The sequence below is a fragment of the Vibrio sp. RC586 genome (genome assembly GCF_000176715.1).
Taxonomy (GTDB): domain Bacteria; phylum Pseudomonadota; class Gammaproteobacteria; order Enterobacterales; family Vibrionaceae; genus Vibrio.
The window spans coordinates 576,831-590,244 of record NZ_ADBD01000007.1; the positions used below are offsets into that span (position 1 = coordinate 576,831).

13 protein-coding genes are annotated in these 13,414 nt (G+C 45.3%); 6 read left to right on the plus strand and 7 right to left on the minus strand.

The features are described 5' to 3' along the window. Nucleotides 1-120: 120 nt before the first annotated feature. The 3 genes from VOA_RS0117600 to VOA_RS11600 form a co-directional block, all read right to left on the minus strand. A complete protein-coding gene (locus VOA_RS0117600; protein ID WP_001257890.1) occupies nt 121-519 on the minus strand; it encodes a YbaN family protein in 399 nt (132 codons plus the stop codon). Further along, nucleotides 519-650 carry a hypothetical protein gene (locus VOA_RS20335; RefSeq protein ID WP_000013200.1) on the minus strand — a complete coding sequence of 44 codons (132 nt, stop codon included), beginning with the start codon at nt 648-650 and terminating at the stop codon, nt 519-521. Before VOA_RS20335 ends, VOA_RS0117600 begins: the two co-directional genes overlap by 1 nt. A gap of 172 nt (nt 651-822) precedes the next feature. Then, nucleotides 823-1,917 (minus strand): response regulator, encoded by a 1,095-nt coding sequence (locus tag VOA_RS11600; protein ID WP_032468217.1) that lies wholly within the window; start codon nt 1,915-1,917, stop codon nt 823-825. A gap of 248 nt (nt 1,918-2,165) precedes the next feature. On the opposite strand from VOA_RS11600, the gene VOA_RS11595 reads away from it, so the two are divergent. After that, the gene (locus VOA_RS11595; protein WP_000762364.1) at nt 2,166-3,041 is read left to right on the plus strand and encodes a LysR family transcriptional regulator; all 876 of its coding nucleotides are present in this window, start codon (nt 2,166-2,168) and stop codon (nt 3,039-3,041) included. A 74-nt stretch (nt 3,042-3,115) separates the two neighbouring features. Here VOA_RS11595 and VOA_RS11590 read toward each other — a convergent pair whose 3' ends face one another. The 3 genes from VOA_RS11590 to fadI all read right to left on the minus strand — a co-directional run bounded on the left by VOA_RS11590 (nt 3,116) and on the right by fadI (nt 7,215). Next, a complete protein-coding gene (locus VOA_RS11590; RefSeq protein ID WP_000387683.1) occupies nt 3,116-3,664 on the minus strand; it encodes an NAD(P)H nitroreductase in 549 nt (182 codons plus the stop codon). A 117-nt stretch (nt 3,665-3,781) separates the two neighbouring features. Next, nucleotides 3,782-5,908, minus strand: a complete 2,127-nt coding sequence (fadJ, locus tag VOA_RS11585) for a fatty acid oxidation complex subunit alpha FadJ (RefSeq protein ID WP_000368954.1) — start codon at nt 5,906-5,908, stop codon at nt 3,782-3,784. Then, nucleotides 5,908-7,215 carry an acetyl-CoA C-acyltransferase FadI gene (gene fadI, locus VOA_RS11580; protein ID WP_000517920.1) on the minus strand — a complete coding sequence of 436 codons (1,308 nt, stop codon included), beginning with the start codon at nt 7,213-7,215 and terminating at the stop codon, nt 5,908-5,910. Before fadI ends, fadJ begins: the two co-directional genes overlap by 1 nt. A gap of 578 nt (nt 7,216-7,793) precedes the next feature. Here fadI and VOA_RS11575 point away from each other — a divergent pair. The 4 genes from VOA_RS11575 to VOA_RS11560 all read left to right on the plus strand — a co-directional run bounded on the left by VOA_RS11575 (nt 7,794) and on the right by VOA_RS11560 (nt 12,106). Next, a complete protein-coding gene (locus tag VOA_RS11575; RefSeq protein ID WP_000375859.1) occupies nt 7,794-8,300 on the plus strand; it encodes a sigma-70 family RNA polymerase sigma factor in 507 nt (168 codons plus the stop codon). Beyond that, complete coding sequence (locus VOA_RS11570) at nt 8,293-9,024, plus strand: DUF3379 domain-containing protein (protein ID WP_000343831.1); 732 nt, start codon at nt 8,293-8,295, stop codon at nt 9,022-9,024. Before VOA_RS11575 ends, VOA_RS11570 begins: the two co-directional genes overlap by 8 nt. A gap of 255 nt (nt 9,025-9,279) precedes the next feature. After that, nucleotides 9,280-10,533: an outer membrane protein transport protein gene (locus VOA_RS11565; RefSeq protein ID WP_001061927.1), complete on the plus strand. Its 1,254-nt coding sequence runs from the start codon at nt 9,280-9,282 to the stop codon at nt 10,531-10,533. Between the two features lie 301 nt (nt 10,534-10,834). Next, nucleotides 10,835-12,106, plus strand: coding sequence for an outer membrane protein transport protein (locus VOA_RS11560; protein ID WP_000856204.1), 1,272 nt, complete (start codon nt 10,835-10,837; stop codon nt 12,104-12,106). An 89-nt stretch (nt 12,107-12,195) separates the two neighbouring features. On the opposite strand, the gene VOA_RS11555 is transcribed toward VOA_RS11560, so the two are convergent. After that, the gene (locus VOA_RS11555) at nt 12,196-12,663 is read right to left on the minus strand and encodes a low molecular weight protein-tyrosine-phosphatase (protein WP_001174516.1); all 468 of its coding nucleotides are present in this window, start codon (nt 12,661-12,663) and stop codon (nt 12,196-12,198) included. A gap of 19 nt (nt 12,664-12,682) precedes the next feature. Here VOA_RS11555 and cobO point away from each other — a divergent pair, with 19 nt between their 5' ends. Next, complete coding sequence (cobO, locus tag VOA_RS11550; RefSeq protein WP_442852181.1) at nt 12,683-13,354, plus strand: cob(I)yrinic acid a,c-diamide adenosyltransferase; 672 nt, start codon at nt 12,683-12,685, stop codon at nt 13,352-13,354. The last annotated feature ends 60 nt before the right edge of the window (nt 13,355-13,414 follow it).

Sequence of the window (13,414 nt, forward strand, 5' to 3'; positions counted from 1 at the left end):
CTTCAGTTGCTTAATCACCTAAGGTGATTACAGAACAATTCCGGCGCAGGCGATAGCGCGGTATAACCTGCACTGAAAAAACAAAGCCCACTCGAAGAGTGGGCACACTTCCCGCTAATGCTAGTGATTTTCTTGTTGGTTAGCAACCAACTCATGGGTTGGCAGATGGGCAAACCAAGTGATCAGAAGCACAAGCCAAATAAACAACCCAACTTTCAGCCACAAGAGGGGCACCATCCAAATAGAAAAGGTAAAGCTCAGTAAGATAAAAACTGTGGCGCGTTTTTTCACCGCCTTGCTAACCGCACGGTGTTGCTGCCAATTTTGAATGATCGGCCCAAACGTTTCATGTTGATGCAGCCAACGGTGGAAACGTGGGCTACTGCGTAAAAAACAGGCGCTAGCGAGTAGAATAAAGGGCGTGGTGGGTAGAAGAGGAAGAAATATGCCCAGTATTCCTAGGCATAGACTCGTCATTCCAATGAAACTGAATAAGAAACGTTGTAGGGATGAACGCATTAAAAGGTGGCGTAACCGTTAAGTACGCGGATCCAAGTTAATGTTGCTGGCAGTGTCGGGATCAGTAAAACCGCAACCACGCCTAGGAAATAATAGATATTAAAGGGTTCTTTAAACTCTTGATTTGCCATTGTAATCTTCTCTTTCTGGGTGACTTTACATTGGACAGCTCTGCGTCTGCCTCCATTTGTTAATTTGCTCAGAACTATAACGAAACCTCGCTGCCACAAACACTGACAACATATAAGGTTATTACCAACTCGTTCTAAAGTTCCAACCACACTCACAATTTAGACAGTAAAATCACACCTCACAACCCTGATAGAGATCTAAAGTAAAACTATAAGCGCTCGGCTTACTCAGCGTCACTTGGCAAGCAGAACGAATCGGCAAATCTTTGGTGATAAAGTTGCGTAGACTATTGTCACCAAGCTGAACGCCAGAAGTGACACGATGTTGCACATACCCATTTGACCATTGGCAGTTTAACCCTGCGGGCAAGAGAGATAATGTTCCACCCGCAACGTCGGCAACCCCAAACAATGCGGAAACTTTACCAATACAGTCAGAGCAACAAATCCCCCACTCAATAATCTCAGCCAAGTCTTTCAACTCAACACTAAAATTGCGCAAATTACGCACATAATCATGGAATAAGGCTCGGACTAACAGTGTCGATGCCGCACCACACTCTTCATGGCTCGCTGCATCCACTACGTAAAATACAAACTGACCATTCATCAACCAAGCATAGTCAAACACCAATGGCATCATCTCAGCCGACTGCAACAAGCGATAACTACACTTCCAATCTCCAAGCTGAGAGTCATTTTCTGGCAATAAGGCACTCAATAACTCTCTTGCCGCATTCGGGTTATCTTTTAAATATTGCAAATGCCAATGCAGCTCTTGCTCTTCAGGAATCCCGCCTTGATTATCCGCACCATACCAACAGCTCGCAAAATCACGTGGTTGGGTATGGTTACTATCTAAAATATTTTTAATAGAACTGCTCAAATCAGCATGATTGGCGATCGGTTTAGGTAGAAAATCTTTAATCCCAAACCGCAACGCTCGAGCGACATCAGAGATTTCTTCCGTTGCAGAAACGACGATTAATGGTAAAGAGGGGTATTCAAGACTCACCTCTTCAACAAATTCAATTCCATTGAGAATAGGCATCGATAAATCACACAACACGAGGTCTGGTTCGCCGTCTCTCAACTTGCGTAACCCATCTAAACCATTTTCAGCTTCCAGTACGTTATAACCTTGCTGTTGCAGATACCCTTTGGTCATTCGGCGAAAAACCGGATCATCATCGACCAGTAAGATGAGCTTGCCAGAATCTAATTGGGCTTGAGATTCACTCTCATCTTCTATGTGAGATTTATACATAAACATCGACCCCACTCATAAAATCTACTGCGCAAGTTACCGATAACTTGCTACGTTAAAAATGCATTATTGATTGATTAAAAAGTAGCTCTGAAATGGGGTTTACACAAACCATGGGTACTCTCATTTTCAGCGATCACAATATGTATGGGTTTTAGCAAATCGTCATACAAGTTGACATCACTCAAAATTTAACAGCTTATATATGTATAAATTAGCCAGTGTTGCAACATAATGTGTCAGAAACGATGAAACTAGATGACCTAAACCTCTTTCGACTGGTTGTCGAAAATGGAAGCTATACCTCAACTTCAAAAAAAACCATGATCCCCGTGGCCACCATCACACGCAGGATCCAAGCCTTGGAAGATTCGCTGAATCTTCGGCTACTGAATCGTCATGCACGCAAGCTGACCTTAACAGAAGCCGGTGAGCGTTTTTACAAAGATTGCTCACCATTGCTAGAACGCCTTGCTTCTATGACGGAAGAAATCACCGATGAATGTCGTGGAGCTTCCGGACGCATTCGCATTTCTGCGCCATCAAACCTCACCAAACGCATGATGATGCCGATGTTCAACACCTTTATGCGTAAATACCCCGATATCCATATTGAATTGATGATGAGCAATCAAGCAGATGATCTTGACCCAACCGAGTGGGATGTGATTTTCCGTGTTGGTCCACAGCGCGATTCAAGTTTGATTGCCCGAAAAATTGGAGAAGTCAAAGACATACTGGTGGCAAGCCCAACATATTTAGCGGACCATCCACAACCCACTCACGCAGAAGAGTTGCACCAACATCAACTGCTCAAAGGTTATCCACTACTCAAATGGCAACTAACCAACAGTCAGGGGGAAACCATCGTCAACACGGATCGTGGCCGTTTTCAAGCCAGTGCTTTGAATGTGGTACGCAGTGCATGCTCAGAGGGGTTAGGCATCACACTGATGCCGGATGTGATGTTGCGTGAATTCTTAAGTGACGGCAGTTTAATACAAGTGCTTTCGGATTGGAGCTCTAACCCGCGCGATATCTACATGCTGTATAACCACAAAGATCATCAGCCTGAAAAAGTACGCTTGTTTATTGATTTCGTGATTAGCTATCACTTGCAGTAATCCGAACTTCGGAGGCTAAAAAAGATATAGAAAAAGGGCTTCCAGCCCTTTTTCTATATCTTCAGCATGCAAGTTTATAAGTACTCGACAAACTTACTGAGGTCACGTTCGGGTACCTTAGTCGCTGTTGTGCCAGGAGTACCGAGATAAAGAAAACCGACAATCTGATCTTCACCTTGTACATTGAAAGCGCTACGAACTACCGGATGGAACATCCAGCTTCCTGAACGCCAAATCCCCTGAAACCCTTGCGCCACCGCTGCCATCTGCATGGCTTGTACCGCACAACCCGCTGATAAATGCTGTTCAAAAGCCGGAATTTTTTCACTATGCGTCACCTTGGCAATCACGGTGATCACCATAGGTGCTCGAAATGGTGCATTCTTGGCTTTGCTAATCACCGCTTCATCACTGCCATTAGCGATTTCGGCTTGCTCTAAAACAGCCGCCAGTTTCGCCAGTCCATCACCGTGAGCCACCACAAAACGCCACGGAGTGAGTGCACCGTGATCGGGGGCACGCAAACCTGCACGTAAGATATTCTCTAACGCTTCACCTTGTGGAGCTGGCACATCCAGTTTCGCGATTGAACGACGGTTGAGCAATAAATCGAGCGCTTCCATTTTAAATTCCTTGTTAGTTCTTGATGTTACGTTTCATCCTAGCACACATTTTTGAGAATAACTCGCAATAAGAAAGAGGCACTTGGCCTCTTTCTCAATCATGATGACATCTCGAACTTAGGGGTAAAACTTTTCTCCTAAGCCCGCTCTGGTTAACAAACCGTCACACGGGGCAAACCGTTCACCGTATTTTTCGGTATGCTGATTCATCAGTTCCACCACTTTGGTTAAACCAAGCGTGTCCATATAACGGAAAGGCCCGCCTAAGAATGGAGGGAAGCCAATACCGAAAATCGCGCCCATGTCCCCATCTCGCGCACTACGAATGATGCCTTCATCAAGACAACGCACTGCTTCGTTGAGCATAGGCAGCAGGCAGCGCATCGCAATCGCTTTGTCATTCAACTTAGACTCAGGCGTTAACTTGAGCAGTTTATAGACTGATTTATCGACATCTTTCTTCTTGCTGCCTTTGTAAGTATAAAAACCTTTGCCACTCTTACGGCCTTTACGGTTGTCTTTGAGTAGCACATCAAACACATCCGGACCCTGGAAACGAGGTCCAAGTTCATTAACCAAAATCGGCATGATCTTCGCGCCAATATCAACCCCCACTTCATCCAACAAAGTGATTGGGCCTACTGGAAAACCAAAATCGAGCAAAGCGGTATCCAGACTCTCAATCGGTTCACCCGTCATCAACACTTGCGCGGCTTCATTCATATATGGCGCTAAAATGCGGTTGACGTAAAAACCGGCACAATCTTTCACCACGATCGGTGTTTTGCCCTGTTTACGCGCAAGTGCCACAACCGTTGCAATCGTTTCATCCGATGTTTTGGCATGCGGGATCACTTCTACTAGCGGCATTTTTTCTACTGGGCTGAAGTAATGCAGACCCACAATGTTTTCTGGACGCTGCGCTTGGCTGGCAATTTGATGGATTGGCAACGATGAAGTATTGGTTGCAAAAATGGTGGAAGGTTTCGCGTTGGCTTCAATATCTGCCACCATTTGTTGCTTAAGTTTGAGATCTTCAAACACCGCTTCGATCACCACATCACAGCGATCAAAACCCACAAAATCCGTACCGCCAGAGAGTTGCGACATTTGAGCTTGCAACTGTGCCTTGCTCAAAATTTTGCGTTGTTTTTGCTTATCAAATAGCTTGTAGTTGTAATTGAGCGCGTTCAGCACTCCATCGTTAGCCACATCTTTGATTCGTACTGGCACTTTGGCTTTTACTACAGAGACATGGCTAATGCCCGCCCCCATCAAACCGCCCCCCAACACACCTACTGCTTTAATTGCTGCTGGTTTCGCGTCCGCACCGAGATCTTTTTTCATCTCTGTCGTGGCAAAGAAAATCGAACGAAGCGCTTTCGATTCTCGCGTCATCACCAATTCGGCAAAACGCTTCGCTTCATACTCCAAACCTGCGTGCATCCCTTTTTCAAGGCCGTATTGAATTACCTCTAAAATGGCTTGCGCAGCAGGGTAATTGCCGCGTGTTTTCTGCTGCGTTTTCTTGGCGGCTTGATCAAAAATCAACTTACGTCCCAACCCCGTATTCGCCATCAGTTTTTCTTTGATGGGTAACGCGGTTTGCGCACGCTTCTTGTGCCCTTTTTCTTCCAACACACGCTTTGCCACATCCAGTAACACAGAATGCGGAACACAAGCATCCACGATGCCGAGTTTTTTGGCTTTTTTCGCGCGTAGTTGTTTACCTGTCAGGATCAAATCAAGCGCAGGAAGCAGACCAATCAAGCGAGGGAGACGCTGCGTACCACCAGAACCCGGCAGCAAACCCAGCATCACTTCCGGTAAACCAAGGCGAGTGGCGTCATCTTCCGTACAGACTCGATAATCACACGCCAGCGCTAACTCTAAACCACCACCGAGACAGGGCCCGTGAATAGCGGCGATCACAGGGAAAGGCAGATCCGCAAGCTGTTGGAACATCTGCTGACCTTGTGATGCCAACGCTTGTGCTTCGTGGACGGATTGGCAGGCTTCCAACATACGCACATCGGCACCCGCAATGAAGTTATCCGGCTTAAGAGAGTGGATAATAAGGCCTTTCACTTGCCCTTTCTTTTCATTGAGCGTTGTAAATACCTCTTTCATCTCTTCAGCAAACGCCGCTTGCAAGGTATTCATTTTCTCACCAGGGACATCAATCGCTAGCCATGCGTAATGCTGCTCATCAAACGAGAGCTGAAACGCTTTTTTGTTGTCCATTATTCCACCTCCAGAATCATTGCAGCGCCCAAACCACCAGCAGCACAAGCTGTGTTTAAGGCTAAGCCTCCGCCACGGCGTTTCAGTTCACGTAATGTTTGAGTGATCATTCGCGCGCCCGTGGCTGCGAATGGATGACCATACGCCAATGAACCACCAAGGACGTTAAATTTGCTCATATCGACTTCACCGATGGCTTGCGCACGACCAAGTTGCTCTTGAGCAAACTTATCGCTCGCGAACATCTTCAAGTTCGCCAAGGTTTGCGCCGCAAAGGCTTCGTGCATATCAATCAGGGTCAAATCGTTTAGAGTTATACCTGCGCGATCCAGTGCAATCGGTGTGGCATACGATGGCCCCATCAACATATCTTTTTCCACACCAATCGCCGCAAACGCATAAGAACGGATGTAACCCATGATCTCTAGACCAAGTTCTTTGGCTTTGCCTTCGCGCATCAACATAATCGCGGCTGCACCATCGGTTAGCGGCGTTGAGTTTGCCGCCGTCACTGAACCGTATTGACGATCAAACGCCGGACGCAGTTTGGCATAACTCTCCAATTTAGAGTCAAGGCGAATGTTATTGTCGGTATCAATCCACTTTTTATAAGGCTCTGGGAAAGCGGTCATCACTTCATCGCGAATTTTCCCTTCTGCCCATGCCTGAGCCGCTAAAGTATGTGAACGATGCGCTAACGCATCTTGATCGGCGCGAGAAATGGCATAGCTTTTGGCCATCTGCTCAGCCGTTTGCCCCATGGAAAGCCCAGTTGAATATTCAGCCACCGCGGGAGGGACGGGCATCAAATCTTTGAAAGAAAGGTTGCTGAGCAACTTGATCTTTTGTCCCATGGTTTTAGCTTTACTCAAGGCAAGTAATGAAGCCGCCAGTTTTTTGGACACGCCGATCGGCAGAACAGAAGAGGAATCCGCACCACCTGCAATACCAATATCAATCGTTCCCACCATAATGCTTTCTGCAACATTGACCGCTGCTTGAAAACTGGTCGCGCAAGCACGAGTTACGCTGTAGGCATCCGTGTGAATCGACATTCCCGTACCCAACACAATTTCGCGAGCAATGTTGGGGGCTTCTGGCATTTGAACCACTTGACCAAACACGACTTGTTCAATCAATTTCGGATCAATGGCTGTGCGCGCCATCATTTCTTGCACCACCATTTTGCCGAGATCAACGGCGGGTACTTGACCAAATTCAGTACTTTGACGGGCGAAAGGCGTACGTAGCCCCGCCACTATCGCCACTCGTTCTCCAGAACGAGTCCTGACTTCCTGCTTGCCCATGATTTCTCCTTCGAATAAGAGGTCTGACCTGAAGCATTGTAACGAGAATGTTAAACAAATCAAACGAGCGTTTAAATAATCGTGATTTAAACAATCCTTTCTAGGGAAAAATACAGGAGAAACACAGGATTCGGGATTTTTTGCAAAAAAAAACCACACAAAACTGTGTGGTCGGAATGGGTAAAGCAATTAACTTACGCCAATTGAAAAATCAGTTTCCTGATTAGGAGAAAGTAAAGTCAGCCTTCAAAAGGAAGTGTCATCTTTGCTCAACAATGCCAGTCGTAATAACTGACGAGATGACAGGAGGTACTATAACGGCTTCGAAACAATAGATTTTGAAATAGATCAAGTTTAAGGTGATTTCTTGGCGACTAGGAAAGTAAACTTGATGAAAAGCAATTCATTTCTTTCGCTCACTTGCTGCTGTTAACACCTAATGTGCCATCGTCATCATTATGAGACGCCACTTTGGCCTAAACTATACACATGCAAAATACGATGTATGAATGGAGACTTCAGTGTCGATATTGAATTTATTTGGAAAGAAAGACACAAGTCGTCCGGTCAATAATGATATGGACAGACAAAGAAAATACGAGGCACTGGTTCGTGCTTATCATCGCGATCTTTACCGTTATGCTTACTGGCTATGTAAGGATCGCTCGATTGCCGAAGACCTAGTGCAAGAAACCTGCTTAAGAGCTTGGAAGTCACTCGACAGCTTGTTAGATGAAAAAGCGGCTAAAGCATGGTTAATCACCATTTTACGCAGAGAAAATGCTCGCCGTTTTGAGCGTAAACAGTTTGATTTAGTTGATATTGATGAACACGACTATGAAGCCAAATACACCGATGATGAACATCATCAAAACGAGTGGTTACAGAATCAAATTTTAAAATTAGACGTAGAGTATCGAGAGCCCCTTTTTTTACAGGTTGTAGGTGGATTCAGCGGTGAAGAGATCGCCGACATTCTTTCACTCAACAAAAACACGGTAATGACACGTTTGTTTAGAGCACGCAACCAACTGAAAGAGATGATGGATGGTTCAGCACACTACCCGGAGCAGCACAATGGATGAACTAGAATTTCGCCGCAAAGTCATGTCTGATCCTAAACAGCGTGACAGTGATTTACTTGCGATGATCGCTTCAAGCGAAGCTAACGCCAAGTTTGCTGATGATGTGTTGCAACTCGACAAACATCTAGCTCAAGCATTCAAGGTTGCTGTTCCTGATGACTTGGCAGATAAGATCTTATTCAGGCAAAGTGCGTTAGTTGAAGATGAAAAAGTAATCCGCCCGCAGTTTGTACGTAAAGCGATGGCAATCGCTGCATCGGTTGCATTTACAGCAGGGCTTCTCGTTGGACAAGTCCAATGGGGCAATATTTTGATCTCTCCTGCGCAAGCTAGCTTGCCAGAAATGGCCGTACAGCATGTGATCCACGAGGAAGGCTTCGTTAATCAAGCTGATGAACAAGCAGATATGCATCAGATTAACGCCAAAATGCAGCCTTTCTTCTTCAAAATAGAGGGAAGTTTCCCTTATCACGTTTATTACCTAAACCATTGTGGCTTTGGAAAAGAAAATGCTGTGCATATGGTTTTTCAAGGAGACAAAGGTAAAGTCACCCTCTTTTTTACCCCAATTGTCAGCAAAAAAGCCTTAGAGTTTAAGCAAGATGGCATGTCAGGCGTTGTAGAACCGATGGGCAAGGCCAGTCTAATTCTCGTTGGAGAACAAGGTGAAGATGTTTTGGCGATCGCTAATAAATTAATGCCTATGATTAAGTCATCCATTTAAATTCCACATACTAAACCCACTATCTACTCAGTATGTCCAATACCTAAAATAGAGCGAAAACTCTAACTTTTGGAGTTTTCGCCTAAATTCCTGCCAAATAGCCATCATTTCAGTAACTTTCTCGTGAAATTAGACAATGGTCGGATTTCTATCTCCTATACTAGCGACTAGGATCAGCCACCACTGAGCAATTACTCAAAATAAAGTTGCTCAAATCAACGCCCATTAGAGGCGAAACTAAAAAGGAAAAGTCTAATGAACAACATGCGTCTGTTTAAAAAATCGTTACTTGCAGTGACAGTAACGCTTGCGACACAACAAGCTTTTGCTGCAGGCTTCCAGCTCAATGCACAATCAGCGACTGGTCTTGGCCGCGCCTTTGCGGGTGATGCTGTTATCGCCGATAACGCTGCAGTAATGTCTCGTAACCCAGCTGCTATGGCACTATTTGATGAGATGGCTCTATCTCTTGGTTTTGAAACCATCACGACCATGATTGATGTAAAAGATGCCAAATATGGCACTCAGGCAGGAGCATTCCCTGTCGCTGATACAGATGATGTAGGCAGTACTTCTGTTGCTCCTAATATCCATCTGATTGTTCCTGTTAATGACCAGTTTGCTTGGGGTGTTAACGCCTATTCAAACTTTGGTACAAAAACAGAATTCTCTGATAACTACCTAGCCTCAGAATATGGTGGTTTAACAGATGTAAAAAGCGCAAACTTCGGTCTTTCTGGTTCATACCGTATTAATGAACAGCTCAGCCTAGGTGCAGGCTTAGATCTTATCTACGGTCAGGGCACTATGAAACGAGTAGCTGGTGAGTCATTTGGACCGCTAAAGGGTATGAGTTTAATTAATGTTGATAAAGCTGATGGCTGGGCAGTAGGCTTCAACCTAGGCTCTGTCTACGAATTGGATGAAAATAACCGCTTTGGTTTGTCATACCGCTACAGCCCTGAATTTAAAGCGAAAGATGACTACGGCCAAGAAATTACTCTACCGTTACCAGACATCGCAGAATTCTCAGGTTTTCACAAAATCGAAAATACCCAGTTTGCCGTACATTATAGTGTTCAATGGATTGGCTGGAGCGCTTTCGACAAAATTGATTTTGAAAATCTAAGCGCTAGCCGCTCTCCAATTGGCGCTCAGCTGGCTGCTGGTGGTACATATTCTAAACAATACCAATGGCAAGATGGCTGGCACTACTCTATTGGTGGTACCTATTACCTGAACAGTGATTGGACGCTGCGTGCAGGTTATATGTATGACACCAGTGCCCAAGATTCTGTAACTTCAATTTCAGTACCAGATTCAGACCGCCAGTGGTTATCAGCAGGTTTTACTTACCAAGTCGATGCAAAGTCAAATGTTGACTTTGGTTTTACTTATCTGATGGGTAAAGATGTACAGGTGAATGAATCTCTAACTGTTTCCTCTGTCACCGCAACAACTCACGCAGATGCAATCCTGTTGGGCTTACAGTACAGCCGTACGTTCTAATTAAAACGTCAAAATATCCTATTGCTAAGGGGCTGATTTATCAGCCCCTTTCTTTTTATTCTGAGTTTTGATTGCTCAATATCAGCGTACACTTGTGCGATTAACACCATAGATAAACCTACATTTGTACGCTGAAATTTTAATACCCACATCTTTATAATTAGAAATATCATCTAGAAAATGGCAAATTTTCAGTTTAAAACTTCAAATCCATTACTTTCGTTGATTTGAAGTTTTAAAGTAATTGCTCTAGCCGTAGACTTCCCCGACCTAAATTTGCGAATTTCAGCGAACAATCTCTATGAAAACCAATAAGACTTTCCTTTCCTGTGCCGTGGCTTTCGGTTTAGCCAGTGTTTCTACTCTTACTCAGGCTGCTGGTTTCCAGCTTGCTGAGTACTCAGCAACAGGTCTTGGTCGAGCTTACGCGGGTGAAGCAGCAATGGCAGACAATGCCAGCGCACAATGGCGTAACCCAGCCATGTTAACCTACCTCAACGGCACACAAGTTTCGGTCGGTGCGATTTACGTGAACCCGAACGTAGATGTGGATGGAACCGTCAAGCATCAATTGCTTGGCCAAACAGCGGCGTCTTCAAAAGATTTTGCACACGATGCTGTGATTCCAAATTTCTACCTGTCACACCAGTTGAACGAGCAAGTGGTACTTGGCTTTGCCCTTGGCACTAACTACGGTATGGAAACGGATCTGGGTACTGAGTTTGCTGCTTCTCACTTTGGTAACCAAGCCAGCGTGATCAGTAAAGAAGCGAACCTAAACATTGCGTACCAAATTCTTCCTCAATTGAGCATTGGTGGCGGTGTGCGTTATGTGATGGGTGAAGGTCATTTCGGTGCAACTGCACCCGCTAAAAATGCCCTAAAGTTACCTCAAGGCACTACGCTGAAATACATGGAAGGCGAAGACAACTCTTGGGGTTGGCAAGTTGGTACTGCATGGCAAATCAATGAAGATCACCGCTTAGGTTTTGCTTATAAATCAGAAGTGATGATGGATTTTGAAGGCCATGCTGAGGGCATTACTTATGGTGCCTACAAGCCAGGTATGATGTCTATTGCTCTACCAGCTACCGCTGAACTGGCAAGCTTCCATCAACTGAATGAGCAATGGGCCATTCATGCCAGCCTTAACTGGACAGATTGGAGCTCATTCAAAGAGCTGACTGCTGTGTTCCCAGAAAAATCTGATCTCATCAAATCAGAAAACTGGGAAGACAACTACCGCTTTGCAATCGGTACAACTTATCAATACGATGCCAAACTCGCTCTGCGTGCTGGTGTTGCTTACGATACTTCAGCAGTAGACGATAAAAACCGCACAGCAACCATCCCAGAAACGGATCGTACTTGGGTAAGTTTGGGCGCAAGCTACGTGGCAGCACCGCAACTGACTTTGGATGCAGGTTTCACTTATATCTTTGCAAAAGATGCCACTATCAGTGAACCACGTGATGATTCTGATAAGCCATCAGCATTGATTGGTGGAGCTTTCGATGCCAATGTAACAGGCAACGTTTGGCTGATCGGTGTGCAAGCGAACTACCGCTTCTAATTTGATTGCAATTTATCTATATCCAAACGACCTAAGGGACAGCCAACACCGCTGCAACTCAAGTCGGCAAGAGATATTTCAAGGCCAGCTTAATGCTGGCCTTGTTGTTTTAGTTTCAGTAAAAACTGCTCTGCCGCTTCTTCCACTAAATCTAATACCCGCTCAAAACCCAGCTCACCGCCATAATAGGGATCGGGGATCTCTTCACATCCGCAATCACAATGACTGAGCATCAATGACAGCTTGTGTTGGTAGGGTTTAGGGCAGCGAGCTTTCAGCTCAGCCAAATTCTCTTTATCTGCCGCTAAAATCCAATCAAACTCAGCAAAGTCTTCATCACGAATCTTTCTGGCTTTAATCCCTGAGAATGAATAACCACGTTTCTCTCCAGCAACACGGGAACGTGCATCAGGCGGATTACCTTGGTGATACCCTATCGTGCCTGCTGAATCGATTTCCACTTCAACGTTAAGTTGTGCTGCCTTGGCTCGTAATACGGCCTCAGCGGTCGGAGAACGGCAAATATTGCCCATACACACCACAAGAACCTTTTGCATGATATATCCCTATTTTTGTTTGGTGTTTGCTACTGACGAGTTGAGCTATCATAGCGACAAGTTTCAGATTGAAAAAGGATTTGCCATGTCAGGCGATGAGATAAAACAAGAGCGCCACCAAGCTCGCCAACAAAAAGTGAAAGAGCAAGTGGATGCCAAAATTGCCGCCGCTCAGGAAGAAAAAGGGTTGCTGCTGATTATTACTGGCAATGGTAAAGGTAAGTCAACCTCTGGTTTTGGTACGATTGCGCGCGCAGTAGGCCATGGCAAGCAGTGCGCGGTAGCTCAATTTATTAAAGGCACTTGGGAAAATGGCGAGCGCAATCTTTTAGAAAAGCTTGGTGTCGAGTTCCAAGTGATGGCAACCGGGTTTACTTGGGAAACCCAAAACCGCGACAGTGATACCGCAGCGGCACAAGAAGTATGGCAACACTGCAAACGCATGTTGCAGGATGAATCGCTGGATGTGGTGCTGTTTGATGAACTCACTTACATGGTGAGCTACGGTTACATCGAACTTGTGGAAGTTGTCGAAGCACTCAATCAGCGACCGAAAATGCAATCCGTGATCATCACTGGGCGTGGTGCACATCGCACTTTGATTGAGATGGCCGATACCGTTTCTGAAGTCAAAAACATCAAGCACGCTTTCGAATCAGGCGTTAAAGCACTGAAAGGTGTCGATTGGTAAAACGCCAAGGCAGCAAAAATAGAAAGGGCTGAAAATCAGCCCTTTTTGTTCCATCAGTGA